The sequence below is a fragment of the Pseudoduganella chitinolytica genome, assembly GCF_029028125.1.
In the GTDB taxonomy this organism is placed as follows: domain Bacteria; phylum Pseudomonadota; class Gammaproteobacteria; order Burkholderiales; family Burkholderiaceae_D; genus Rugamonas; species Rugamonas chitinolytica.
Window position 1 is genome coordinate 4,750,383 of sequence record NZ_CP119083.1, and the last position, 25,107, is coordinate 4,775,489.

Below are 25,107 nucleotides of genomic sequence, written 5' to 3' on the forward strand. Positions count from 1 at the left end.
GCCACAATCTTTTTACCGGACCCGCCATGACCCAACTGACCAACTTGAGCCTGGACATGCCAGCAGACGACCTGACCGCGGTTTCGCCGCAGATCAAGGCACAGATCCTGGCCGAGGCTCTGCCATACATCCGTAATTTCCATGGCAAGACCATCGTCATCAAATACGGCGGCAACGCGATGACGGATGAGCGCCTGAAGCACGGCTTCGCGCGCGACGTGATCCTGCTGAAATTGGTGGGCATGAATCCGGTCGTGGTGCACGGCGGCGGGCCGCAGATCGACAATGCGCTGAAGAAGATCGGCAAGCAGGGCACGTTCGTGCAGGGCATGCGCATCACCGACGAAGAGACGATGGAAGTGGTCGAGTGGGTGCTGGGCGGCGAGGTACAGCAGGACATCGTCATGCTGATCAACCACTACGGCGGCCAGGCCGTGGGCCTGACGGGCAAGGACGGTGGCCTGATCCGCGCGCGCAAGATGGCGATGCCGGACAAGCAGAACCCCGGCCAGTACCTGGACATCGGCTTCGTGGGCGAGATCGACGCGATCAACCCGGCCGTCGTCAAGGCGCTGCAGGACGACGCGTTCATCCCGATCATCTCGCCGATCGGCTTCGGCCAGGACGGCCAGGCCTACAACATCAATGCCGACGTCGTCGCCGGCAAGATCGCCGAGATCCTGAAAGCGGAAAAGCTGATCATGATGACCAATATCGCCGGCGTGCAGGACAAGAACGGTAACCTGGTCACCGACCTGTCGGCGCGCGAGATCGACGAGATGTTCGCCGACGGCACGATCTCCGGCGGCATGCTGCCGAAGATTTCGTCCGCGCTGGACGCCGCCAAGTCCGGCGTCAACACGGTCCACATCATCGACGGGCGGATTGAACACAGTTTGCTGCTGGAAGTGTTGACCGAACAGGCATTTGGCACTATGATCCGGTCTCACTAAAAATTCGGCGGCGCAGCGAGCAGTGCAAGCGCCGCCTTGTTTTTATCAGTGCCCTTGTAGCTCAGTGGTAGAGCACTCCCTTGGTAAGGGAGAGGCCACGTGTTCAATCCACGTCAAGGGCACCACTTCTTCCCGCAGTCCCCCGCCGCTTCGTACTCCTCCTCGCTTTTCAGTAGATCCGTTCGACGCGCAGGCCCCTGCCGCGCAACAGCTCCGGCACGCTCCCCGTTCCCACCAGGTGCAACACGCCGATCGCCGCAACGCTGCGCCGCTCCTGCTTCAGCAGTTTCTCGATGCCGTCGGCCAGCGCGGGATTGCGCCCGGCCAGCAGCACCTCGCTGACGAACCGGCCCGAATAGGTCGTATCGGCCGCCGTCTTCGCGGCGATCCGCTCCAGCGCCGCGCGGTCCGCCTGCGACCACGCCTGCAGGATGGCACGCGCGTCGTCCGCCTGTTCCTTGTCCTCGACCGCATCGATGCTCTCGCGCAGGAACCGGGCCTGGTCGGCCGGCGCCATGCGGCCGAACAGCGCCATCTGGCTCGCCACCGATTCCAGTTCGACGACCTTCTGGCCCCGCGCGTGGGCCTGCTCCGACAGCCATGCGTCCACGGCGAGTTCGGCCCGGTAGCCCTGCTTCTCGAATTCGCGCACCGCCAGCAGGCTGGCGATCATCCACGGCTTCATGGGCGCCACCGTCTGCGCGCCGATGCCATACTGGCGCAGCAGCCGCTCCAGGCGCGGCCGGTAAGGGGCCGGCAGCTCCGCGCTGGCCGGGCCGCGGCCGTTCTGGTACATGCCGTGTTCGCGCACGGCGCGCGCGATCTCGTCCTGCGGTCCCAGCGGATCGACTTCCAGCGCCAGCACGCCCGCTTCGCGCAGCGCCGTCATCAGGCGCGGCTCGAAGGGATAGAAGCTGCGCGCGCCCACGTGGATGGTGCCGAACAGCCAGGCCACGTGGCCATCGTGCTCGATGCGGAACAGCGCGCCCCGGTTGGCGACGGGTGCGGACTTCTGCGCGGCCTCCTGCGCGGCCACCGGCAGCGGCGCCAGCCCGGCCAGAAGCCAGAACAAGCCGGTAAACATCACTATAATCTGGCGTCGCATGCTGTCCTTCCGATTTCAAGAGACGTGAATATTAAACCTTCCGCCCCGGTCTGGCTGTTCGACCTCGACAACACGCTGCACAACGCGTCCCACGCCATCTTCCCCGCGATCATGGCGAACATGAACACGTACATCGCGCGGGTGCTGGGCGACGGCGTCACGCCGGCCGGCATCGACGCCGTCAACGCGGCGCGCACGCTGTACTGGAAGCGCTATGGCGCGACCTTGCTGGGACTGGTGCGGCACCATGGCGTGCGGGCCGACCATTTTTTGCGCGAGACGCACGAGATGCCCGGCCTGCTGTCGATGATTCGCCACGAAAAAGGACTCGGCAGCTTGCTGCGCCGGCTGCCAGGGCGCAAAATCCTGCTGACCAACGCGCCGCACCGGTATTCGACACAGGTGCTGCGCCACCTGGGCATCCACCGTCACTTCGCCCACCACATCGCGATCGAATCGATGCGGGTGCACGGCCAGTTGCGGCCCAAGCCATCGAAGCTGTTGCTGAAGAAAGTCATGCGGCACCAGCGCGTCACGGCACGCCGCTGCATCCTCGTCGAGGACACGCTGGCCAACCTGCGCACGGCCCATGCGCTGGGGATGCGCACCGTCTGGGTCACGCAGTACCTGAAAGTGGGCGATTCGATCGGCACGGCGCACCCGCCCAAGCGGCTGACGCGCCCCGGCTGGGTCGATGTCAAAGTAAAATCCGTCCGGAGCCTGCCGGCGCGGTTGTCCCGCCTGCAAGCGTACTGAGTCGATCCTCGAACCGCGTTTTTTTGAAGAGACAACATGGCAAGCACCCCGCCCGGCCAACGCAAGCTGCAAATCCTCCAGGCCCTGGCCGCGATGCTGGAGCACCCCAAAGGCGAGAAGATCACCACCGCCGCGCTGGCGCGCAAGCTGGAGGTGTCCGAGGCGGCGCTGTACCGCCACTTCGCCAGCAAGGCGCAAATGTTCGAAGGACTGATCGACTTCATCGAGCAAAGCGTGTTCGGTCTTATCAACCAGATCGCCGAGCGCCAGCAGGACGGCCTGGCGCAGGCGCGCGACATCCTGGCGATGCTGCTGCGCTTCGCCGCCAGCAATCCGGGCATGACGCGGGTGCTGATCGGCGATGCCCTCGTCAACGAGGACGAGCGCCTGCAGCAGCGCATGAACCAGTTCTACGACCGCATCGAGCTGGCGCTGAAGCAGGCCTTGCGCCTGGCCGCCGCCGAAGGCCAGGCGCACGAGGCGGATGTCGCCGCGCGCGCCGACCTGCTGGTCAGCTTCGTGCTGGGGCGCTGGCACCGCTTTGCGAAAAGCGGCTTCCAGCTGGCACCCGGCGACGAAGCGGCCGTCCAGATCGCGCTGCTGCTGCACTGATCCCACCCCGATGAAGTCTTTTCACGCAGGGGCGTTTGGCGCCCTGCTGGCCGGCGGCGTCGCCATCGGCTTTGCCGGCATCTTCATGCGCCTGTCCGACGTCAATCCGATCGCCTCCGCGTTCTGGCGCATGCTGCTGGCCGCGCCCCTGCTGTGGGCCTGGGCGCTGGCGACCGCGCGCGCCGACCGGGCCGCCGGGCTGCGCACGGGGCTGACCACGGTCGCCGCCCTGTCCGGCCTGTTCTTCGGCATCGAACTGGGCATCTGGCACCTGTCGCTGCACTACACGACGGTGGCCAACGCCACCCTGCTGTCGAACCTGGCGCCGCTGTTCATCGCCCTGTGGCTGTGGCTGGCCCACGGCGAGCGCTTCTCGCGTGGGTTCCTGGGCGGCATGGCGCTGGCGCTGACGGGCGCCGTCGTCCTGATCGGGCCGTCCGCCACGGGCGGCGGCACGCACCTGCTGGGCGACGGCTTGGGCCTGCTGTCGACGACGTTCTATGCCGCCTACCAGCTGGTCGTCAAGGATGCCCGCGCCACCTATTCGACGGCGCGCCTGATGGCCTGGAGCACCAGCGTCACGGCGCTCGTGCTGCTGCCGTTCGCGCTGTGGATGCCGGGACCGTTCTGGCCGGCCGAGGCAGCGGGCTGGTTGCCGCTGCTGGGGCTCGCGCTGATCGCGCAGATCGGCGGCCAGACCGTGATAGCCTACGCGTTCGCGCACCTGCCTGCGTCGCTGGCATCGGTCAGCCTGCTGGTGCAGCCGCTGACGGCTGCCATTGCCGCGCTGGCGATCTTCGGCGAGCGCATCGGCCCGTGGCAACTGGCCGGCGCCGCCCTGCTGCTGTGCGGTATTTACTTCTCCAAACGTGGTCATACATGAGTTCCGAATGCTTTGCCCTGCTCGATGACGCCAGCGCGGGCCGTCACTCCCGCCTGTTCCGCCATCACGCCGGCACCCTTACCTGCACGACACCGGGCGAGTGGCCGGCGCTGCTGGCCGACTTGCAGGCCGCCCTGCAGCAGGGGCAGTATGCCGTCCCGCTGTGCAGCTATGAGCTGGGCCACGCCATCGTCGGCTTGCCGGCCCGGCCGGCACCGGTGCCGCTGGCCCAGGTGCTGCTGTTCCGGCAGTGCGACTTCCTGACGCAGGAGGAGGTGGCCACATGGCTGCTGGAACGCACGGCCGGCGAGGATGCGCCGGCCGGCATCGCCGGTGTCACCGCCAACGTCACCGAGACGCAGTTCACCGAAGCGATCGACCGCATCCGCGCCTACATCGCGGCGGGCGACACCTACCAGGTCAACTACACCTATCGCCTGCGCTTCGATGCATTCGGCTCCCCCGCCGCGTTGTACCAGCGCCTGCGCGCGCGCCAGCCGGTGCCGTATGGCGCCCTGGTCGCGTTGCCCGATGGCGGCGCCGTGCTGTCGCTGTCGCCGGAACTGTTCGTGCGCCACGATGCGGGCACGCTGACCGCGCGGCCGATGAAAGGCACGGCGCCGGCGGCACCGCACGGTCCCGCCGCTGCGGAAGACAACGCGCACCGCGCCGCCGCACTGGCCGCCGACCCGAAGAACCGGGCGGAAAACCTGATGATCGTCGACCTGCTGCGCAACGACATCGGCCGCATTGCCGTCACCGGCTCGGTGCGGGTGCCGAAGCTGTTCGACGTACAGCGCTATGCCAGCGTGCTGCAGATGACGTCCACCGTGCAGGCCACGCTGCGTCCGGATGCGACCCTGGCCGACATCTTCGCCGCGCTGTATCCCTGCGGCTCGATCACGGGCGCGCCAAAACGGCGCACAATGGAAATCATCGCCGAACTGGAACCGGCGCCGCGCGGCCTGTACACAGGGGCCATCGGCTGGTTCGACCCGGCACCGCCGGGCCAGGCTTTCGGCGACTTCTGCCTGAACGTGCCCATCCGTACGCTGGCCCTGCAGCCCGGGGCCGGTGGCGTGCGCCGCGGCGAGATGGGCGTCGGCGCCGGCATCGTGCACGACAGCGTGGCGGCGGAGGAATTCGCCGAGTGCCGCCTGAAGGCGCGTTTCCTGACAGGGCTGAGCAACGACTTCGAACTGTTCGAGACCATGTACGCGACGCGCGAGGATGGCGCGCGCCACCTGGACCGGCACCTGCACCGGCTGGCGCAATCGGCCCGCTATTTCGGCTTCGCCTGGGACGAGGCGGCGGCGCGCGCCTACGTTGCCATGGCATGCGAAGGCCTGCCCGCCGCAACGCCGCACCGCTTGCGCCTGGCCCTGAACGGGGCCGGCGCCTTTGCCGTGCAGACGGGCGTGCTGGCGCCGCTGGCGCAGCCGGTCCGCGTCCTGCTGGCGGCGCAGCCGACGGTTGCCGACGACCTGTTCCTGCGCCACAAGTCGACCTGGCGAGCCCGCTACGACGCGGCGTGGAGGGCGGCCGAAGCGCAAGGCGCGTTCGACCAGTTGTTCTGCAACGAACGGGGCGAGCTTACCGAGGGTGGCCGCAGCAATGTGTTCGTCCGGCTGGACGGCCAATGGCTGACGCCGCCGCTGGCCTGCGGCCTGCTGCCCGGCGTCATGCGTGCCGTCGTGCTGGAAGCGTGGGGCGCGCGCGAAGCCGTCATCACGCCCGCCATGCTGGCACGGGCCGAGGAAATCGTGCTGTGCAACGCGCTGCGGGGTGTGTTACGCGCGGAGCTGGTGGCGGGCTGATATCGACGCTGACAGCGCCGGCGACACGGACACGGCGGCCGCCAGCCTGGCCAAAGCCAAAGCCCCTGCACCTGTTGGCGGTACAGGACCAAGCGGAGCAGGCCGAGGACCAGGACACGGAGCCTCGCGCCAATACAGCGACCCGTGCCCTGAAAGGGGCGTGGGTTTTTCAGCTGGTAATGAGCTGGTGGTCTCTGGCCCACTCGCGTAACGCGTTGTTCATGCGCGTTTGCCAGCCGTCGCCGGTGCCCTTGAAGGCTTCCAGCAGATCGCGGTCATAGCGAATCGTGGCGGCTTCCTTCGTGCCACTGCCGGCAGGCCGGCCAGGGCCGCGTTTAGGCTTCACGCTGGCCCACTCGGCATCGGTGAAGGGCATCGCATCGGGATCCGACATTGCCGCCTTGGTAATCGCGGCGTCTTCCTCGGCGGTGGGGAAAACCGTCCCCGGTTTAAGCTTCGGCATATCGTTTTACCTCTCTCAGGTTGGCTTTGCGCAGGTGATGACGCGGCGCAATTCTTCACGATCCACATACACGACATAGTGCAGGCGGTCGCCGATATAGGCGATTGCGCAAGTACGCGCCTCGCCGTAGTCGTGGCGCTCATCGGGCCAGCTCAGGGCGGAGTCCCATTCGATCGACGCGGCCGCCGCTAGAGAAACGCCGTGCTTCTCGATGTTGGCGGTGTTTTTGTTGGTGTCGAATGCGACGTCCATATGAATAACTGTAACTACAAAAATCACTGCGGTCAACTTGTTTTTGTAGTTACAAAAATTATGGAATCGAAGTGAGCTAGGTTGTGCGGAGCAACTGATCGACCTGGTGCGCCCACCGCCTTCGCGGAAGTTCGAGCGGTAGCGTTTCGTGATCGGGCCGTCCTGCATCTCCAGCTCAGTCGAGCAGGCATGGCCGCTGTCGGCAATCTCGTGCGTCACGCCCTGCAGGGCTCCTGTGTGTCATCATTCAGGCTTCCAGCCCTGCAGTGCGCGCGCGTTACGGCTTGGATGGAACGGCTACAGGCTGACGAACGGCGTGAACCCGCCCATGATCATGCGTTTGCCGTCGAACGGCATCTCGCTCATCATGTCGCCCATGCGTGGGTCCTGCATGACCTTCTCGTTGATCCGGTCGCGCTCCTCGCGCGAGTTGTAGGTGATCCACGAGAAGAATACGACCTCGTCGTCCTTCAGTTGCACGGCCTGGGGAAACGACGTCAGCTGGCCTGGCTTGACATCCTCGGCCATGCATTCGCGAAATTCGAGCGCGCCATGTTCGCGCCAGATGTTGCCTGCTTTTTCCGCCAGGGCGCGGTAGGCATCCAGTTGGGCTTTCGGTACCGGTACGATAAATCCGTCGACGTAGGACATGCTGGTCTCCTCCAGTCAGTGGTTGGAGCAACCAGCTTAGTCAACGGAAGCGCCTGCAACAAGGAATGCTTTTCGATAAGCTCCCGGCGTCGTCGCCACCAGCCGGCGGAAATGGTGGCGCAGCGTCTCCTCCGAGCCGAACCCTGCACGCTCGGCCACCTGCGCCAGGGGCAGCGGCGACTCCAGCAGGTCCTTGGCGATGGCGATCCGTTCCCGCGTCAGCCATTCGGCTGGTCCCAGCCCCGTCGCCTGCTGGAACTGGCGCTGCAAGGTGCGGGCGCTCATCGCGGCATGCTGTGCCATCGATGCGACCGTGTGCGGACCGGTGGGGTGGCGGCGCAGCCAGTCCATCAGCTGGGCCAGCCGGCCCGCCTCGTCCGGCGGCATGGGCCGGGGCACGAACTGCGCCTGGCCGCCGGCCCGGTGCGGCGGCACGACCAGCCGCTGCGCCACCAGGTTGCCGATGCGGGCACCGTAATCGCGCCGGACCAGGTGCAGCAGCATGTCCAGCCCCGCTGCCGAGCCGGCCGAGGTGATGACCTGGCCGTTGTCGATGTACAGCGCGTCCGCCTCGACCTGCACGCGCGGATAGCGCCGCGCCAGCCGCTCGGCATAGCGCCAGTGGGTGGTGGCGCGCTGGCCGTCCAGCACCCCGGCGGCGGCCAGCACGAACACACCCGAACAGATCGAGCACAGGCGTGCGCCGCGCCGGTGGGCAGCGCGGATCAGCGCCAGCAGCGCTTGCGGCGGCTCTTCGTCCGCATCGCGCCAGCCGGGAATGACGATGGTGTCGGCCTGCCGTAGCCAGCCCGGCGCATAGCGCGCCTGCACCGTGATGCCGCCGGCCGCGCGGATGGGGCCGCGCTCGACGGCAGCCACGCGGAAGTCGTACCAGTCCACGCCCAGCTCGGGGCGCTCGAGCGCGAACAGCTCGACGGTACAGCCGAATTCGAAGGTGCACAGGCCGTCATAGGCCAGCGCGACGACAAGATGAGGTGCATGCATGGCGCAATCTTAACGCACCCTGTCGTTCGTGCCACTGCCGGGGATGACGCAGCAGCCCGACAATAGGGCCTCATTCATACGGAGGAAACATGTCGATCGTGACGGAAGTGGCCGCGGCGGACAGCGCGGCGGCATTGGCCCATTTCGAGCAAGCGCTGCGCTTCGAGACGGATTGCTGGGACGTGCACAGCGTGCTGGGCACGCCGGAACAGGATTTCGTGCTGCTGGACGTGCGCGGCAGCGACAGCTACGCGCGCGGTCACGTGCCGGGCGCCATCGACCTGGCGCACCGCAAGATCGTGGCGGCCAAGCTGGCGGACTACCCCGCCGACACCGTGTTCGTCACGTATTGCGCGGGACCGCACTGCAACGGCGCGGCCCGTGCGGCGATCCGGCTGGCGCGGCTGGGCCGGCCCGTGAAAATCATGATCGGCGGCGTGACGGGCTGGCTGGACGAAGGCTTTACCCTCGTCGCCGGGTGATCAGCCCACCAGCGCTTTCTCGACGGCACCGACCAGCTCCTTGTCGGTCGGCTTGACCTTGCTGGGGAAACTGTCGAGGACCTTGCCATCGCGGCCGATCAGGTATTTGTGGAAGTTCCACGCGGGCGTCTTGCCGGTCGCCTTGATCAGGTCCGCATACAACGGGTTCGGCGCAGCACCGGAGACCACCGACTTGGCGAACATGGGGAATTTGACGCCATAGGTGTTGAAGCAGAAGTCGGCGATTTCCTTGCTGTTGCCGGGTTCCTGCTTGCCGAAGTCGTTGGACGGGAAGCCCAGCACGACCAGGCCCTTGTCGGCGTACTTGGCATACAGCCCTTCCAGGCCCTCGTACTGGCTCGTGAAGCCGCAATAGCTGGCCGTGTTGACGACGAGGACGACCTTGCCCGCATACTGGCACAGGTCTTGCGGCACATCGTCCTGCAGGCGCTTGAAGGACTGGCGCAGCAGCGCCGGGCAGCTGGCGGGGCGCGCGCTCAGCGCGGGCGCCGCCGGTTTCGCCGCTTGCTGGGCCAACGCGGGCGCGCTGCACAGCAGGCCAAGCAGCGACAAGGACGCAACACGGAAGGGAAAAGTCATGGTGTGCTCGACAAAGTAATCGGGAAGGCTCATTGTATGTCACCGCGCCGCAATCGCAGCGTGTTCTCCTGCCGTGGAGGGGTTCGCCATGCTCCGCTCTTCTTCCCGTAAGCTCATCATCCGTACCGTCGTCGCGCTGGCCATGCTGGCGGCCACGTTGCTGCTGCCACCCGCACTGCGGCCCACCCATGCGCAAGCGGCCAGCCTGCCCGCGCTGAAGGCGGAACAGTTGTCGGTCTCGGGCCTGTCGTCCGGCGGCTTCATGGCCGTCCAGTTCGACGTGGCCTACTCCGCCAGCATCGTCGGCGCCGGCATCATTGCCGGCGGGCCGTACAACTGCGCGCGCGGCAGCGTCAACGTGGCCACCATGGTGTGCAGCTGTACCAGCGGCCTGCCGTGGTGCAGCGTGTCGGACGGCGGCACGGGCGTGGCCAGCCTGGTGGAGACGACAGCCACGTATGCGCAGCGGGGCCATGTCGATCCCACCGCCAACCTGGCCCGGCAGCGCATCTGGCTGTTTTCCGGTCGCGCCGACACGGTCGTGCCGACGGCCGTCATGGACGACCTGGCGGCCTATTACCGCCACTTCCTGCCGCCGGACCGGATCCGCTACCGCAGCGACATCAGGGCCGAGCACGCCATCCCGACCGACCGCTTCGGCAACGGCTGCGGCGAGCTGGGAGCACCCTACATCAGCAACTGCGGCGTGGACGGCGCGGGCGAACTGCTGAACTGGATCTACGGCAGCCTGAATCCGCGCTCGACGGCACCGCCGGCCGGGCGCTTCATCGAGTTCAACCAGGAAGAATTCATCGACTCGCCGCGCCGCCACGGCATGGCGACGACCGGCATCGTCTACGTGCCGCCCGGCTGCGAAGGCAACGCGGCGGGCTGCCGCCTGCACGTGGCCTTCCACGGCTGCAAGCAAACGGCCGCGCTGGTGGGCGAGGCACACACGCACAACGCGGGCTACAACGCGTGGGCCGATACCAACCGCATCGTCGTGCTGTATCCGCAGGCCGCGCCGGTGTACCCGTGGGCGAATCCGAATGCGTGCTGGGACTGGTTCAGCTATGACGACGCCAACTACGCGCTCAAGACGGGGCGGCAGATGCGGGCGGTGAAGCGGATGACGGAGCGGTTGATGGGGCTGCAGTAAATGGGCACGAGCCCCCTGGTGTCAGGCACCGGTGTTACCTCAAATTCCGCCGAGGCAGACGTACTTGATGACGAGGTAGTCGTCGATGCCGTACTTCGAGCCTTCGCGGCCCAGGCCGGACTGCTTGACGCCGCCGAACGGGGCGATCTCGTTCGAGATCAGGCCCGTGTTGACGCCCACCATGCCCGACTCCAGCCCTTCGGAGACGCGCCAGATGCGGCCGATGTCGCGCGAATAGAAGTAGGCGGCCAGGCCGAATTCCGTGCTGTTGGCCAGCGCAATCGCCTCGTCGTCCGTCTTGAAGCGGAACAGCGGAGCCAGCGGGCCGAACGTCTCTTCGGTGGCGACGATCATGTCGTTGTTGACGTCGGCAATGACGGTCGGCTCGAAGAAGCTGTGGCCCAGCGCGTGGCGGTGGCCGCCCGTCAGCAGCCGGCCGCCCTTGGCCAGCGCGTCGGCCACGTGCTGCTCGACCTTCTGCACGGCCTTGTCGTCGATCAGCGGGCCTTGCGTGACGCCCTGCTCGACGCCGTTGCCGACTTTCAGCTTGTTGACGGCGGCCGTGAACTTCTCGGCAAACGCCTCGTACACGCCGTCCTGCACATAGATCCGGTTGGCGCAGACGCAGGTCTGGCCGGCATTGCGGTATTTGGAGGCGATGGCGCCCTCCACCGCTGCATCCAGGTCGGCATCGTCGAACACGATGAACGGCGCGTTGCCGCCCAGTTCCAGCGACAGCTTCTTGATCGTCGGCGCGCACTGCTGCATCAGGATGCGGCCCACGGCCGTCGAGCCGGTAAACGTCAGCTTGCGCACGATCGGGTTGGCGCACATCTCGGCGCCGATTTCCTTGGGCGAGCCCGTCACGACGGAGAACACGCCTTTCGGCACGCCGGCGCGCTCGGCCAGCGCGGCCAGCGCCAGCGCGGAGAACGGCGTCGACTCCGCGGGTTTCAGGACCATCGGGCAGCCGGCCGCCAGCGCCGGGCCCACCTTGCGGGTGATCATCGCCAGCGGGAAGTTCCACGGCGTGATGGCGGCGCACACGCCGATCGGCTCCTTCGTCACGATCAGGCGGCGGTCCGGCCAGGGCGACGCCAGGGTGTCTCCATGTACCCGCTTGGCTTCCTCGGCAAACCATTCGATGAAGCTGGCGCCGAACACGACTTCGCCCTTGGCTTCGGCCAGCGGCTTGCCCTGCTCCGTCGTCATCAGGAGGGCCAGGTCGTCGGCATTCGCCATGATCAGGTCGTACCACGCGCGCAGTACGGCCGCGCGTTCCTTGGCGGTCTTCTTGCGCCACGCAGGCCAGGCCGCATTCGCCGCCTCGATGGCGCGGCGCGTCTCGGCCGTGCCCATCATGGGGATCGTGCCCAGGTGTTCGCCGGTGGCGGGATTGGTGACGGGATGGGTTTCACCGTTGTCGGCATCGAGCCAGGCGCCGTCGATATACGCTTGCTGGCGCAGCAGGGTCGGGTCTTTCAGTTGCATGGTCGTTCTCCGCGATTCGATGGTGAGAATAAGACAATCACTATGCCATATCGGGGGAACGTTTGCAGGGGGGGCTGGGGTCTGTCCCTGCAAGGGACTGACCCCGAAGTGGTTTTTCCATGGCGGTCCGCTGCCAAACTTCGGGGTCAGTCCCCATGCGGGGACAGACCCCAACCATCACCGCACCTTGATCTTCGCCAGCCCGGCATCCCCGGCCGGCCACCGCAGGTCCATCGCCTCGAGCGCCTCTACCAGCAAGGTCGCCACCGCCAGATCGCGGTGCGGCTTCGAGTCGGCCGGCACGATGTACCACGGCGCGTGCGGCGCGTCCGTTTCGGCGATGGCCCGCTCGTAGGCCTGGCGGTAGTCGTCCCAGCGCTCGCGGTGCTTCAGGTCTGCCGGGTCGAACTTCCAGTGTTTTTCCGGATTGTCGATGCGCGCCTGCAGGCGCTTGCGCTGCTCGTCCTTCGAGATGTGCAGGAAGATCTTGAGGATCACCGTGCCCGTCTCGGCCAGCATGCGCTCGAAATCGCGGATGTGGGCGTAGCGCCGCGCCAGCGCTTCGCCTTCCAGCTGGCCGTAGACCAGCGGATGCAGCACGTCCTCGTAATGGCTGCGGTTGAAGACGGCGATCTCGCCCTCGCGCGGCACCTGCCGGTGCACCCGCCACAGGTAGTCGCGCGCCGTCTCGATCGACGTCGGCGCATCGAAGCGCACGGGACGCAGCCCCATCGGGTTGATCTTGCGGAACAGCTGGTGCACGGTACCGTCCTTGCCCGCGCAATCGACGCCCTGCAGCACGACCAGCACCTTGCGGTCCCGTTCCGCGTACAGCTTTTCCTGCAGCACGGCGATCAGCTTGTGCAGCCGCTTGGCTTCGGCCTTGTCGCGTTTGGGGTCATCGGCTGTGCACAGCGGCGTGGCGCCTGCATCGCCGTCCTTCAGGTTCGGCTGGGCGGGGGTGCGGAATCGTTTACTGGCCTTCAAGTCGCGGTCTCCTGGCGCGAGTCACCGGGGATAACGCAGCGCCGCCACCTCGCGCAGGGCCGCCAGCATGGCTTCCGCGCCGGGGGCCAGGCGATGCTGCTTGCGCGTGACGATACCATACAGGTCCATGCGCAGCCCCAGGTCGTACGGCAGGATCGTGAGCAGGCCCATGTCCAGGTACGGCCGCACCAGTTCCTCGGGCAGCGCGACGATCATGCGGCTGCCGATCAGGAGGTTGGCGATGACGGGCAGTGCCAGCGATTCCACCGTCTCGGCCGGCGGCTCCAGGCCGTGCGACAGGAACAGCGCCGTCAGCCGGTCGCGCAGGATGCTGCCGGCCGGCGGCATGATCCAGGGCTCGCCCGCCAGTTCCTCCAGGCCGAGGGTGCCGCGCTCGGCCAGCGGATGGCCGGCGCCGGCAATGATGCTGTGCGGTTCGTCGGTGACGGGCTCGAAATGCAGCTCGGCGGCCGATTCCGAATCGAGCACGCGGCCGATCACGAGATCGAGCTCGCCGGCGCGCAGCTTTTCCGTCAGCAGCTTGCTGGTGTCCACGGTGACAGACACCTTGACCCGCTCATGCCGCGTTTTCAGCAGCTTGATCGCATCCGGCAGCAGGCCCGCGGACGGCGTCAGCACGGCGCCCACGGCCACGGTACCGGCCAGGCCGGCCAGCAGCTCCATCACTTCCTGGTAGCCCGCATCCATCTCCGCCAGCGCGGCACCGGCACGGCGGATCATCACTTCGCCATACCAGGTGGGCTGCACGCCGCGCGGCAGGCGTTCGAACAGCTGCACATTGAGGGAGTATTCCAGTTCCGCCAGCAGTTTCGAGGCGGCAGGCTGCGTCAGGTTTGCCGCCTGGGCGGCATGGAGGATCGACCCGTGCCGGCCCAGCTCCACCAGCAGGACCAGCTGGCGCATCTTCAGGTGAGAGCGTACGAACCGGTCGGAGTGGATGTCAGGCATGCAATTCTGTCAAGGCAAGGGCTTACTCATGATAGAGCTGCGACCTGCCCCGTCAATCAGGATGTCCGTGGCATTGATGAAGCGCGCTTCGTCGCTGGCCAGGAACAGCGCCGTGTAGGCCACTTCCTCCGGCGTGCCGATGCGCTTGGGCGGCAGCAGCCCGGCCTGGCGCGCTTCCTCGGCCGCCGGGTCGGGGCAGCCATCGAGCCAGGCGCGGATATTGTCCGTCATGATGAGGCCTGGCGAGATCGAATTGACGCGGATGCCGCGCGCGGCGTATTCGATGCCGAGCGATTTGGTCAGCCCCAGCAGCGCGTGCTTGGCGACCGGGTACGGGAAACAGCCCGGGATGATTTTATGACCGTGCACCGAAGCGATGTTGACGATGCTGCCGCCGCCCTGCTCCAGCATGGCCGGCAGCGCGCTGCGGATGACGTTCCATGCCCCTTCCAGGTCGACGGCGAAGCAGCGCTGCCATTCCTCGGCCGTGGTTTTCAGGGGATCCGTAAACACGTTCACACCCGCGTTGTTGACGATGATGTCGATGCGGCCGAACTGCATCGCCGCCTGCTTCGTCATCGCCGCCACCGCGTCGCGGTCGGCGATATCGGCCGCGACGAACAGCGTGCCCGGACCGCCCAGCTCCGCGCGCGCGGCAGCCGCGTGTTCGTCGTCGCGATGGCTGTTCAAGACGACCTTCGCGCCTTCGGCCAGGAACAGTTTGGCCACCGCCTTGCCGATGCCTTGCGTGGAGCCCGTGACGATGGCTACCTTGTCTTTCAGTCTGTCGACCATGTTGTGCTCTTCCTTTTTTTATTGTTCCGACGGGCTCGCGCACGTCACCTGCGCGATGCCCCCTACTTCTGCTGCTGTTGTGGCTCGGTATGCGCCTTCCACCCGTCCAGTACCGGCAATGCCTTGCCGTCGAAATCGAACAAGGTCGTGTTGGCCACCACGTTCGGTCCGGGCACGCCATCCGCGTCGCGCACGGCCCAGCCGATGCCGGGCGTGGCGATCATCACAGGATCCCAGTACAGCAATCCCAGCACGCGGTCGGTCTTGCGCATGGCGCCCAGCAGTTCGTCCATGAACGCGCGCTGGCCTTGCGGGGAACTCATCGTGGCGGGATACGGCCCGTTGTCGGACAGCTGGCCGGGATAGCCGTTCGGCAGGTTCGGCGTCCAGTTGAAGCCGGCCTCCATGATGAACAGGTCGCGGTCGTAGCGCGTCGTCACCGCGCGGCTGAACGCCACCACCTGCTGCACCGTTTTTTTCGTCCAGAACGGGTAGTACGATGCGCCGATGACGTCATACTGCACGTTCAACGCGCGCAGGCGGTCGAAGTAATGGCGATACTTCTCCAGGTTGCCCGCATCGTCCAGGTGCAGGATGACTTTCGACGCGGGTGCCACCGCCTTGACGCCGTCATAACCGGCCTGCAGCAGCGCGCCAAGGCGCGGCCAGTTCTGCTCCGTCATGGCGCCGTACGGGTACAGCATGCCGCCTTCGATCTCGTTGCCGACCGAGACGAACTGCGGCACCGTGCCCTGTGCCTGCAAGGCGCGCATCACGTCGCGGGTACGCTCGAACACCAGCTGGCGCAGGCGCTCGAAGCGGGCGTTCTCGTCGGGCAGCTTGTCCAGTTGGGCGCGCCATTGTACCGGCACGTTCTGCGTCTTCGAATTGGTCCAGAAATCGCTGTAGTGGAACGTCAGCTGGATCTGCATGCCCAGCGCGGCGCTGCGCTTCGCCAGTGCCAGCAGATCGGGCAGGTCCATCGAGCCGGCCGGCCAGTGGTAGCCCTCGTTGCCGTTGCCCGGTCCGGGGGTCTCGTACAGGCGCAGGCGCACGATGTTGTGGCCGCTGTCGCGCAGGATTTTCAGGGCGTCGCCCTGCCGGCCCTGGCGGTCGCTGTAGCGGGCACCGTGCCGCTCCATCAGCGGCAGCACGGAGACGTCGCCACCGGCCAGGAAAGGCGTGGCCGCGCTGGCCTGCAGCACGACGGTACAAAGCGCGGCGGCGGCCGCGCGCAGGAAGAATTTGATCATGTCAGTCATCGTTGAATAAGGTATCGGCAAGCCCGTGGACGCCCGGCGTGGCAAGCTGGAACAGGCTGCCGGCATCGGCCGCGGCCGCCTTGCCGCCGACCCGGGGCCCGGCACTGCTTACCAGCAGGTGCTCCAGCGCGGGGCCACCGAACGCGGGACGGGTGGGATGCGCCACCGGCAAGCGGTGGCTACGGAGCATGGTGCCGTCCGGTGCGTAGCGCGTCAGCCGGCCGCCGCCCCATTCCGCGTTCCACAGACAGCCATCGCTGTCGACAACGGCGCCATGCGGACGCGCCACGTCGTCACGCAGTTGCGCGAACGGACGTACGCCAGTCACCTGGGCCTCTGCCGGGTCGTAGTCGCATTGCAGCATGCCGCGCCCTTGGGCGTCGCCGAAGTACATGGTGCCCCCGTCCGGGCTGAAGCAGATGCTGCCCGCCAGCGCGGTCGCGGGCAGCGCCAGCCGGCGCAGGCCGTGCCGGTGCGAGAATTGATAGAAACTGCCGATGGCGCGCGGCTCGGCGCCATCCATGCGGGTGCCGAAGACGAAATTGCCGGCCCGGTCCGTGCGGCCGTCGCCCACGCGCGTGCGCGGTTCGGCCGGATCGACGGCGACGATCGGGCGCAACGGCAGGCGGGCCGGCAGCGGCCCGGCCGGCGCCTCGGCATAGCACAGCCACTTGGCCAGGCCCACCAGCATGCGCCCGGAGCGGCAGAACGCCAGGCTGCCGGCCCGGTCGGGCAGCCGGCACGCATAGGCGGCCGGTGCCCCGTCCGCCCACGCGTACAAGGTGGCGGCCGGTACGTCGGTCCACCACCAGCGCGCGGCGCCCGGCTGCCACACCAGGCCGTCCCCCAGCGCTGCCCGATGCGGTAACGCCAGGTGCAGCGCTTCCCCTTCGTGCAGCGCCTGCGGCATTACAGGTCCGCGTGCAGGCTGAGGGCGAAGCGGCGGTCGTCCACGTAGCGGCCGAACGGCAGGCCGGTGGCGCCGTAGCTGCTGCGGCGCGACGTGCGGGTCAGGTTGTTGACCTCGAATGCCAGCTTCAGCTGCTTCGTCAGCGCATAGCTCATGTAGCCGTCCACCATGCCATAGCCGTTCGTGTACAGCGGCGTTTGCGCCAGCGTATTGCCGTTGTTGACGTAGTAGTTCTTCGTGCCGGACAGGTAGCGGCCGCGGTAGTTGTACGCCAGGCGCACGCCGAAGTCGTTGTAGTCGTACATCGCCACGATGTTGTAGCTGGTGCGCGACAGGCCTTCCAGCGACGTTTCCTGGCCGCCGATCGGGCCCGGCGCCTTGCTGTCCACGTACGTGAAGTTCGCCTGCAGGCCCAGGCCGCGCAGCGCGCCCGGCAGGTTCGTGAAGAAGCCCTGGTAGCCCAGCTCCACGCCCTTGATGGTGCCGTCCTTGCCGTTGGTCGGCGTCGATACGTCATACGTCGTGCCGGCATACTGCAGGGTGCTTGGCGTGGTCTGGATGAAGCCGTCGACCTTCTTGTAGAACGCCGCGCCGAACAGGTAGTCGCTCTTGCTGATGTAGTACTCCAGCGTCGTGTCGAGCTGCTTGGCCGACAGCGGCTGCAGGTCCGGGTTCCCCATGTAGGCGGTGCGGTCGTTGGCGTTCAGCGACAGGCTCGGTGTCAGCTGGTCGAAGTTCGGCCGCGTGACGACTTTCGAGGCGGCCACCCGGGCCACCAGCTTGTCGTTCAGCTCCATGCGCATGTTCAGGCTGGGCAGGACGTCATCGTCGCTGGTGCTGCCGTGGCGCGGCACGTAGCTGCCGTTCTCCATCACGGCGTAGCCGCGGTTGGTGCGCGTCTTGACATAGCGCACGCCGACATTGCCGGACACCGCCTTGCCCAGCACTTCGCTTTCGAAGTCGGCCACGCCGTAGATGGCGCGGGTCTTCTCGCTGAAGTCGAACGTCTGCGCGGCATCGAAATCCGGTACCGCCAGGCCCAGCGCGGCGCGGCTGGCTTGCGGATCGCGCAGCCAGTCCAGGTTGGCGATCGACAGCCATTGCGTCGGCCGCGTGCCGCCGCCTTCGCGGTGCAGCAGGTCGTCATGGGGAATCACGCCGATCTGGCTGGCGAGGCCGGGCAGCGCGCCGCCCACGGCGCCGGTGCCGGCCGCGTTCCAGATATCGTCGATGGTGTTGATCTCGCTGCTGCTGGCGTCCCGGTTGGACAGGCGCACGCCGGCGCGCACGCGCGGAATGAAGTTGTTGTCCAGGCTGCGCTCGCCGTCCAGGCGCCACACGGTTTCCTTGCCCCCGTTCTTCTGGCGGAAGTACAAGGCCTTGCTGGCCCAGTATTTCGACGGATTGACCAGGTCGTCGGCATTGGCCAGCTCCGGATACGCGGACGGCACTTTCGTCGTCAGGTCGTACGCGAACGACGTGGAGTTGGCGCCCAGGCGCACTTCCTGGTACTGGCGCGCGAAATCGCTTTTGGTGTGGCCCAGTTCCGATTTCACCACCCAGCCGTCGGCTTTCCAGCTGCCGCCCAGCGCCAGCTGGCGCGTCTTCGTGTTGTTGTCGCCGATGTAGCCGGACGTCGTCAGGTCGGCGCCGAAGAAGCTGCCCTTCTGGAAGCGGCCACCGGCATCGGTCGTCACGGCGCCCTTCGGCCACATCGCGCCGGCATTGGTGGCGGCGTTGTAGTTCGGCCAGTACGGCGTGCCATAGAAGCCGTACGTGTCGGTCGTCGTATCGAGCTTGGTGTAGTTGGTGTCGAGGTAGAACTCGAGCTGGCGCGTGGGGCGCCATTGCAGCGTGGCGCTGACGCCGGTGCGTTCGCGCTCGCCCAGTTCATAGGAATACCAGGCACCGATCGGCGCCGAGACGCCGGAACCGTCCGCCAGTTCGGCGGGCGAGCCCAGCTCCTGCACGTCGGAGCGGTAGTTGCGCTTCTGGTGCGCGACGCTGAGCAGCGCGCCGACGTCGCCGGCGCCCGTCTTCCAGCGGTTGCTGACGAGGAGCGAGCCTTCGCCATTGCGCTTGTCGGCATAGTCCGCATCGGTGGCCTTGACGGTGGCGGCCACCTTCAGGCCGGCGAAATCGAACGGTTTACGCATGCGCAGGTCGATGACGCCGCCGATGCCGCCTTCGACCTGGTCGGCCGTCGGGGTTTTATAGACGTCGGCGCCGGCCAGCAGTTCGGCCGGCACGTCCTGGAACGACAGGCCGCGTTCCTTGCCGGCCGTGAAGATCGAACGGCCGTTCAGCAGCGTCTGCGTCTGCGACAGGCCGCGGATCTGCACGCGGTCGCCTTCGCCGCGGCTGCGCGAAATCTGCACGCCGGTGATGCGCTGCAGGGCTTCGGCCACGTTGGCGTCGGGCAGCTTGCCGATATCGTCGGCCACGATGGAATCGACGACCTGGTCGGCATTGCGTTTCAGGTCCTGCGCCTTGGACAGGCTGGCACGCATGCCGGTCACGACGACCTGCTGCGGTTCCGCGCCGGTGTCCGCGGGGCTGGCCGTCTGCGCCCAGGCGGGCACGGTGCACAGGGCGGCAGCGGCGGCGGCGATCGCGCGGCGGCGGCCAATGAAAGTACGGTGGTTGCTCATGAAAGTCTCCGGGTTTGAATTCTTTTTAGGGTGTTACGGCCTGATCGCCAGCCGGTACACGGGAACGATGTCGACCTTGTTGACGCGGGCCAGTTGCGGCTGGCCGCCGAAATCGGGGCGGCCTTCGCGCGGGATGTAGACGGGGGCGTCGGCGCGCAGCGGCAGCACGGCCAGCGACAGTGGCTGCTGGCCTTGCGCCGCCTGCAGTTGCTTCAGCCCGACCTGCCACAGGTAGCCGCTGTAGTACCAGTCGTCCACCATGCGCGTGCCGGCCAGCAGGCGGCCGACGTCGCCCGTGAAGTCCAGCTGCAGCAGGGCGTCGTCCAGGCCGTCCAGCGCACCTGGCGCGACGTCGATGCGCCAGGTGGCGGCCGCGCGCCACGCTTCGGGAATCGGCTGCAGGGCCGCTTTCGCCAGGCCGCCGCGCAGGATGGCCGGTGCCGGCTGGGCCGCGCGCTCGGCGATGACGGTCACGCTCGGACGGCGCTCGGGCAATTGCGCCTCGAAAGCCTGGAACACGCCATCCTTGCCCGCGGCGCGCACGCCAGCCGGCGCCTGCGCCAGCGCGGGATACACGCCCACGCGGAAGCGGTTCGAGCCGGTCGAGCGCAACTGCAGCGCGCCGTCGTCGAACCACGCCTGCTGCGCGCTCAGCACCAGGCGGCGCTGGCCGGCGAATTCGCCCACGGCCAGTTGTTGTGCCTGTTCCGGCGTCAACACCAGCACGTTGACGTCGCGCCCGCCCTGGCGGTGCACGGTGAGCGCCTTGCCGGTGCCCGGTTTGAGCCCTTGAACCAGCACGCTGCCGGCCTGGCGCTGCGCACCGGCCGCGTCCACCGTGGTACCGCTCGGCGTCTCGACCAGCAGCTCGACAGGTACACCGGCGCTGGCGGCGAAGACGTAGGTGATGCCGGCCGCGCCCATGTCCAGGCGCGTGACCGGCTGCGCGGTGGCGTAGCGCAGGCGCGTGCCGTCCAGGTCGAAATTGACGGGCCAGATGAAGTAGGCGCCGTTGGCGATGTCGACGCCCTTGCGGGGGAATTCCACGGTGCCGCCCGGCAGCTTGACAGCGAAGCGCACGTCCTTCTGGACCGGCATCGGGTACTGGCGCACGTGGTTGTTCACGAACAGGAACGCGCTGTCGCCGGCCGCGCGCAGCGATACGCGCGCCGTCTTCAGGTCCGCCGGGTTGGCGGGCGTGACGGCCGGGCGCCGCACCGTCATCGGCGCCAGGCGGCTGCCGAAATCGTGCATGAAGTAATGGAACGGGCGCAGCTTCGCCAGCACCGTGCGCTGTTGGCCGTCCGGCCCCAGCGGCGCCTGGAAGTCGTAGTTGATGGCCGTGGTGTCGTTGTAGCCGCCGGACGCCGTGCTCTCTTCCAGCGTGCTGTCGCCGACCGGATTGCGGCCGCCGTGGAACATGTAGTAGCCCATCAGGTTGACGCCGGACCCCAGCTGCACGGGCAGCATCGAGGCGATGTCGTCGGCCGACACGACGGGGCGGCGGCGGTACATGAACGGCAGTCCCGCGCCGTACTCGGCGCCCAGGAACGGCGTCAGCGCGATGTCCGTTTCGGCCGTGCCGGGCGCCTGCGCGGCCGTTTGCGCGCCCAGGTCGCCGCTGACGCGGCTGTCGAAGCGGAACGCGTACGTTTCCTTCGGCGGCAGCTCGGCGGTGCTGGTGCCCCACGGTTCGTCCGGGTAGCCGCCGAATACCGGCGTCACTTCGCCGGACGGGTAGACGGCGCCATCCCAGCCCGTCACCGTGTAGAACGGCACGTCCATGCCGGCCTTCAGCGCCAGCTTCTTCAAGGTGGCGATGTGCTGCGCACCCTGGTCGGGGCCCGTCAGGTTGTATTCGTTTTCCAGCTGGATGCCGATGACGGGACCGCCGTCCTTCCACAGCTGGCCGCGCAACTGCCGGCCGATCTCATCGTAGAAGCGGCCCACGTAGCGCAGGTATTGCGGGTCGTCGCCGCGCGTGCGCATGCTCGTCACGACCCAGTCGGGGATGCCGCCGAAGCGCACTTCCGCGTGCACCCACGGCCCCACGCGCACGACGGCCTTCAGGCCCACCTTGGCGCACAGCTCGACGAAGCGGCGCAGGTCGCGGTTGTCCTGCCAGGTGAACTTGCCCTCGTGTTCCTCGTGGTGGTTCCACATGACGTAGCTGGCGACGACCGTGATGCCGGCCGTCTTCATCTTGCGCAACTCCGCTTCCCACGTGTCGGCCGGGCTGCGGCTGTAGTGGAACTCGCCCATCACGGGCATCCACGGCTGGCCGTCCAGGCTCAGGTACTGGTTGTTCGCCGCCAGGCGCTGGCCCGATGGCGCCACGGCGGTGCCCAGCTTCAGGTGGCCCGTGGCAGGCTTGGCGACGGGCGCGGTGGCGTCGATGGCAAGCAGCGTCTCGGCGGATGCGCTGCTTGAGGTCAGCGTCAGCGTCAGCGCGCAGGCGATGGCAATGGCGCTGCGGGGGAAGGTCATGTTCATGTTGTTGTCTCCGATGAGGGTGGCGCGATGGCCTGTTGTTCTGGTGTTAGTGCCAGGCGGCGGCAAAGCGGCGGGCATTGGCGCCCACCGTGGCCGCATCCATGCCGGGCCGGTACAGCGCCGAGCCCAGGCCGAATCCGGCCACGCCGGCGGCGCGGTATTCGTCCATGTTTTCCGGCGTGATGCCGCCCACCGGCAGCAGCGGCAGCGCGGGCGGCAGCACGGCGCGCATGGCCCGCACGATGGTGGGCGTGAGCAATTCGGCCGGGAACAGCTTCAATGCATCGGCGCCCGCCTTGGCTGCCGCAAAGGCCTCGGTGGGCGTCGCGACGCCAGGCACGCAGATCATGCCGGCCGCCTTGGCAGCGCGGATCACTTCCGTGTCCGCATGCGGCATGACGATCAGCTGGCCGCCGGCGCCCTGCACCTGCGATACGACGTCGGTGGACAGCACGGTGCCGGCGCCGACAAGGCAATCGCGCGGCAGGCTTTGGGCCAGCAGCGCGATCGATTCGAGCGGTTCGGGAGAGTTCATCGGCACTTCGATCAGGCGAAAGCCCGCGTCGTACAGGGCGGCGCCCACTTCCTGCGCCTCACTGGGGCGCAGGCCGCGCAGGATGGCGACGAGGGGCAGGCTGGCGAAGGCGGTCTGGAAGGCGGTGGTCAGGTCGGGTTGCATGCGGTCTTTACGAGAGAAGTCGGGCGGCGCGGGCCAGAGCCAGCAGGCCGGCCGGCGCCGTGTTGTCGAGGACGAGGTGGGCCGGCTGGCCGAAGTGGCCGAGCGCCAGCTGGTAGCGCTCGCACAACGGCGCCGCGCCGACCAGCGCCAATGGCTGCTCGCGCAGCCCATGCGCCGCACGCCAGGCCAGGCCGGCGCGCAGTTCGTGGCCGATCAACAGGCCGGACAGGTATTCGGCCAGCGCCGCGTGCGGCAGCTGCGCTGTCACGCCCAGGCTGCGTACCGCGAACAGCTGGTGCGGCAGCCCCAGGTCGCCGTGATCGCGCGCGGCCGCGACGCCGCGCAGGAACGCCTGCGCGTCGGGTGTCACTTCGGGCGGCATCAGGCGGCCCAGCACGGAATGCTGGCGCAGCACGGCGTACAGTTCGCCCGTCATGTGCGTGGCAAAACGCACGATGGCGCCTTGCGCCACGTGCGTCCATTTCGAGTGCGTGCCGGGCAGGACGATGCAGCTGTCGGCCAGTTGGGGATGCTGGGCCAGCGCGCCGACAATCTGCGTCTCCTCGCCGCGCATCACGTCCGGCGGCAGCTTGCCGTCGTCGCACAGCACGCCGGGGACGATGTGCAGGGCCGTGTCGGAGGGCTGCGCCAGCTTGGCGGCCAGGTCCGCGGCGCCGGCGGCGGTGCGCACATACGGCACGTCCAGCCAGCCGTGCTGGCTGCCGACCATGCCGCAGGCCAGCAGCGGCAGCGCCGGCTGCGCGCGGCGCCAGGCTCCCGCCACTTCGTCGAGCGCCGCGACAAACGCAGGATGGCCGTGCAGCGTGGAGGCGCCTTTCGCGGCAGCATGCTCCTGCAGCACGCTGCCGTCGGCATCGAGCAGGAACGCGCGCAGGCTGGTGCTGCCCCAGTCGACGCCGATCAGGGCCGGCGTCACCATTCGGCCACGCTGCCGTCTGGATGGCGCCACAGCGGGTTGCGCCAGTCCGTCACGCCGGCGCTGGCGGCGATGACGCGTTCCTCGTCGACGATGACGCCCAGGCCCGGCTTGGGCAGCGGGGCGAAGTAGCCGTCCTGGATCTGGAAGTCTTCCTTGTTGACGACGTAATCGAGCAGCTCGGCGCCGCGGTTGTAGTGGATGCCCATGCTCTGCTCCTGCAGCACGGCGTTGTGCGACACGAAGTCCACTTGCAGGCACGCGGCCAGCGCGACGGGGCCCAGCGGGCAATGCGGCGCCAGCGCCACGTCATAGGCTTCGGCCATCGCGGCGATCTTGACGCATTCCGTGATGCCGCCCGCGTGCGACAGGTCGGGCTGCACGATGGCGATGCCGCCGGCCTGGAACACGTGCTTGAATTCGAAGCGCGAGTACATCCGCTCGCCTGCCGCCAGGGGGATCGACGTGCCTTCGGCTAGGCGCGGATAATATTCCGCCTGCTCGGCCAGCACGGGTTCCTCCACGAACAGGGGGCGGTGCGGCTCCAGCTCGCGCAGCAGCACCTTCGCCATCGGCGCGGAGACGCGGCCGTGGAAGTCCAGGCCGAACTCGATGTCGTAGCCGAACGTCTCGCGGATCTGGGCGACGCGGCTGACCGCCGCATCGACGGCGCGAGCGGAGTCGATGATGCCCAGCTCCTCGGTGCCGTTCATCTTGAACGTGTGGATGCCGATCTCGCGCAGCGTGTGGATGCCGGCGATGACGTCGGCCGGACGGTCGCCGCCCACCCAGCTGTACATCTTCATGCGGTCGCGCACCAGGCCGCCCAGCAGCTGGTACACGGGCACGCCCAGCGCCTTGCCCTTGATGTCCCACAGCGCCTGGTCGATGCCGGCGATGGCGCTCATCAGGATGGCGCCGCCCCGGTAGAAGCCGCCCCGGTACATCACCTGCCACAGGTCGTTGATGCGCAGCGGGTCCTGGCCGACCAGGTACTCGGACAATTCGTTCACCGCCGCCTCGACGGTGCGGGCGCGGCCTTCGATGACGGGTTCGCCCCAACCCACGATGCCTTCGTCCGTCTCGATCTTGAGGAACATCCAGCGGGGTGGAACGCGGTACAAGGTCAGCTTGGTGATTTTCATGGCGGGCGCGATGATGGAAACCGCGCCAGTGTAGCCACGCTTGTCAGCCG

At 67.7% G+C, this 25,107-nt stretch carries 23 protein-coding genes, 1 tRNA gene and 1 pseudogene; 8 read left to right on the top strand and 17 right to left on the bottom strand.

The features are described 5' to 3' along the window. The first annotated feature begins 26 nt into the window (after window positions 1-26). Both argB and PX653_RS21065 read left to right on the top strand, forming a co-directional pair. Window positions 27-953: an acetylglutamate kinase gene (argB, locus tag PX653_RS21060; RefSeq protein WP_181259275.1), complete on the top strand. Its 927-nt coding sequence runs from the start codon at window positions 27-29 to the stop codon at window positions 951-953. Window positions 954-1,003: 50 nt separating this feature from the next. Next, window positions 1,004-1,078: transfer RNA gene (locus PX653_RS21065), tRNA-Thr, on the top strand. A gap of 44 nt (window positions 1,079-1,122) precedes the next feature. On the opposite strand, the gene PX653_RS21070 is transcribed toward PX653_RS21065, so the two are convergent. After that, entirely contained in the window at window positions 1,123-2,058 is a 936-nt protein-coding gene (locus PX653_RS21070; RefSeq protein ID WP_277414667.1) for a TraB/GumN family protein, read from the bottom strand. Between the two features lie 24 nt (window positions 2,059-2,082). Here PX653_RS21070 and PX653_RS21075 point away from each other — a divergent pair, with 24 nt between their 5' ends. From PX653_RS21075 to pabB, 4 genes are read left to right on the top strand one after another with little or no spacing between them, the layout of a single operon-like run. Continuing rightward, on the top strand, window positions 2,083-2,814 hold the full coding sequence (locus tag PX653_RS21075; RefSeq protein ID WP_277414668.1) for a pyrimidine 5'-nucleotidase: 732 nt from the start codon (window positions 2,083-2,085) through the stop codon (window positions 2,812-2,814). Between the two features lie 36 nt (window positions 2,815-2,850). Beyond that, the gene (gene slmA / locus PX653_RS21080; protein ID WP_277414669.1) at window positions 2,851-3,426 is read left to right on the top strand and encodes a nucleoid occlusion factor SlmA; all 576 of its coding nucleotides are present in this window, start codon (window positions 2,851-2,853) and stop codon (window positions 3,424-3,426) included. A gap of 10 nt (window positions 3,427-3,436) precedes the next feature. Beyond that, a complete protein-coding gene (locus PX653_RS21085) occupies window positions 3,437-4,309 on the top strand; it encodes a DMT family transporter (RefSeq protein ID WP_277414670.1) in 873 nt (290 codons plus the stop codon). Beyond that, on the top strand, window positions 4,306-6,126 hold the full coding sequence (gene pabB, locus PX653_RS21090) for an aminodeoxychorismate synthase component I (protein WP_277414671.1): 1,821 nt from the start codon (window positions 4,306-4,308) through the stop codon (window positions 6,124-6,126). The genes PX653_RS21085 and pabB overlap by 4 nt, the downstream gene beginning before the upstream one ends. Window positions 6,127-6,295: 169 nt before the next feature. Here pabB and PX653_RS21095 read toward each other — a convergent pair whose 3' ends face one another. The 4 genes from PX653_RS21095 to ftrA all read right to left on the bottom strand — a co-directional run bounded on the left by PX653_RS21095 (window position 6,296) and on the right by ftrA (window position 8,497). Beyond that, a complete protein-coding gene (locus PX653_RS21095) occupies window positions 6,296-6,589 on the bottom strand; it encodes a BrnA antitoxin family protein (RefSeq protein WP_277414672.1) in 294 nt (97 codons plus the stop codon). Between the two features lie 15 nt (window positions 6,590-6,604). Then, the gene (locus PX653_RS28225; protein WP_307730776.1) at window positions 6,605-7,060 is read right to left on the bottom strand and encodes a BrnT family toxin; all 456 of its coding nucleotides are present in this window, start codon (window positions 7,058-7,060) and stop codon (window positions 6,605-6,607) included. Window positions 7,061-7,138: 78 nt separating this feature from the next. Beyond that, a complete protein-coding gene (locus PX653_RS21105) occupies window positions 7,139-7,492 on the bottom strand; it encodes a DUF1428 domain-containing protein (RefSeq protein ID WP_277414673.1) in 354 nt (117 codons plus the stop codon). Between the two features lie 36 nt (window positions 7,493-7,528). Beyond that, the gene (ftrA, locus tag PX653_RS21110; RefSeq protein WP_277414674.1) at window positions 7,529-8,497 is read right to left on the bottom strand and encodes a transcriptional regulator FtrA; all 969 of its coding nucleotides are present in this window, start codon (window positions 8,495-8,497) and stop codon (window positions 7,529-7,531) included. 89 nt (window positions 8,498-8,586) lie between these two features. Between ftrA and PX653_RS21115 the strand changes: the two genes are divergently transcribed. Then, window positions 8,587-8,979, top strand: a complete 393-nt coding sequence (locus PX653_RS21115; protein WP_277414675.1) for a rhodanese-like domain-containing protein — start codon at window positions 8,587-8,589, stop codon at window positions 8,977-8,979. Here the strand turns inward: PX653_RS21115 and PX653_RS21120 are convergent, their stop codons facing one another. Then, entirely contained in the window at window positions 8,980-9,579 is a 600-nt protein-coding gene (locus tag PX653_RS21120) for a glutathione peroxidase (protein ID WP_277414676.1), read from the bottom strand. Window positions 9,580-9,667: 88 nt separating this feature from the next. Here PX653_RS21120 and PX653_RS21125 point away from each other — a divergent pair, with 88 nt between their 5' ends. After that, window positions 9,668-10,738, top strand: coding sequence for an extracellular catalytic domain type 2 short-chain-length polyhydroxyalkanoate depolymerase (locus PX653_RS21125; protein ID WP_277414677.1), 1,071 nt, complete (start codon window positions 9,668-9,670; stop codon window positions 10,736-10,738). 39 nt (window positions 10,739-10,777) lie between these two features. Here the strand turns inward: PX653_RS21125 and gabD are convergent, their stop codons facing one another. The 11 genes and pseudogenes from gabD to dgoD all read right to left on the bottom strand — a co-directional run bounded on the left by gabD (window position 10,778) and on the right by dgoD (window position 25,057). Continuing rightward, window positions 10,778-12,229, bottom strand: a complete 1,452-nt coding sequence (gene gabD, locus PX653_RS21130; protein WP_277414678.1) for an NADP-dependent succinate-semialdehyde dehydrogenase — start codon at window positions 12,227-12,229, stop codon at window positions 10,778-10,780. Between the two features lie 177 nt (window positions 12,230-12,406). Next, complete coding sequence (locus tag PX653_RS21135; RefSeq protein WP_277414679.1) at window positions 12,407-13,216, bottom strand: PPK2 family polyphosphate kinase; 810 nt, start codon at window positions 13,214-13,216, stop codon at window positions 12,407-12,409. Between the two features lie 21 nt (window positions 13,217-13,237). Beyond that, on the bottom strand, window positions 13,238-14,185 hold the full coding sequence (locus PX653_RS21140; RefSeq protein WP_277414680.1) for a LysR substrate-binding domain-containing protein: 948 nt from the start codon (window positions 14,183-14,185) through the stop codon (window positions 13,238-13,240). A 22-nt stretch (window positions 14,186-14,207) separates the two neighbouring features. Beyond that, window positions 14,208-14,980: pseudogene (locus PX653_RS21145) on the bottom strand (SDR family oxidoreductase). 62 nt (window positions 14,981-15,042) lie between these two features. Beyond that, window positions 15,043-16,233: a glycoside hydrolase family 53 protein gene (locus tag PX653_RS21150; RefSeq protein WP_277414682.1), complete on the bottom strand. Its 1,191-nt coding sequence runs from the start codon at window positions 16,231-16,233 to the stop codon at window positions 15,043-15,045. Between the two features lies 1 nt (window position 16,234). Then, entirely contained in the window at window positions 16,235-17,152 is a 918-nt protein-coding gene (locus PX653_RS21155) for an SMP-30/gluconolactonase/LRE family protein (RefSeq protein ID WP_277414683.1), read from the bottom strand. After that, window positions 17,152-19,803, bottom strand: coding sequence for a TonB-dependent receptor (locus PX653_RS21160; protein WP_277414684.1), 2,652 nt, complete (start codon window positions 19,801-19,803; stop codon window positions 17,152-17,154). Before PX653_RS21160 ends, PX653_RS21155 begins: the two co-directional genes overlap by 1 nt. Before the next feature lie 33 nt (window positions 19,804-19,836). Continuing rightward, window positions 19,837-22,296, bottom strand: coding sequence for a beta-galactosidase (locus PX653_RS21165; protein ID WP_277414685.1), 2,460 nt, complete (start codon window positions 22,294-22,296; stop codon window positions 19,837-19,839). Between the two features lie 46 nt (window positions 22,297-22,342). Then, window positions 22,343-22,975 carry a 2-dehydro-3-deoxy-6-phosphogalactonate aldolase gene (locus PX653_RS21170; RefSeq protein WP_277414686.1) on the bottom strand — a complete coding sequence of 211 codons (633 nt, stop codon included), beginning with the start codon at window positions 22,973-22,975 and terminating at the stop codon, window positions 22,343-22,345. A 7-nt stretch (window positions 22,976-22,982) separates the two neighbouring features. Next, window positions 22,983-23,915 (bottom strand): 2-dehydro-3-deoxygalactonokinase, encoded by a 933-nt coding sequence (locus PX653_RS21175; protein ID WP_277414687.1) that lies wholly within the window; start codon window positions 23,913-23,915, stop codon window positions 22,983-22,985. After that, on the bottom strand, window positions 23,909-25,057 hold the full coding sequence (gene dgoD / locus PX653_RS21180) for a galactonate dehydratase (protein WP_277414688.1): 1,149 nt from the start codon (window positions 25,055-25,057) through the stop codon (window positions 23,909-23,911). Before dgoD ends, PX653_RS21175 begins: the two co-directional genes overlap by 7 nt. Window positions 25,058-25,107 lie beyond the last annotated feature (50 nt).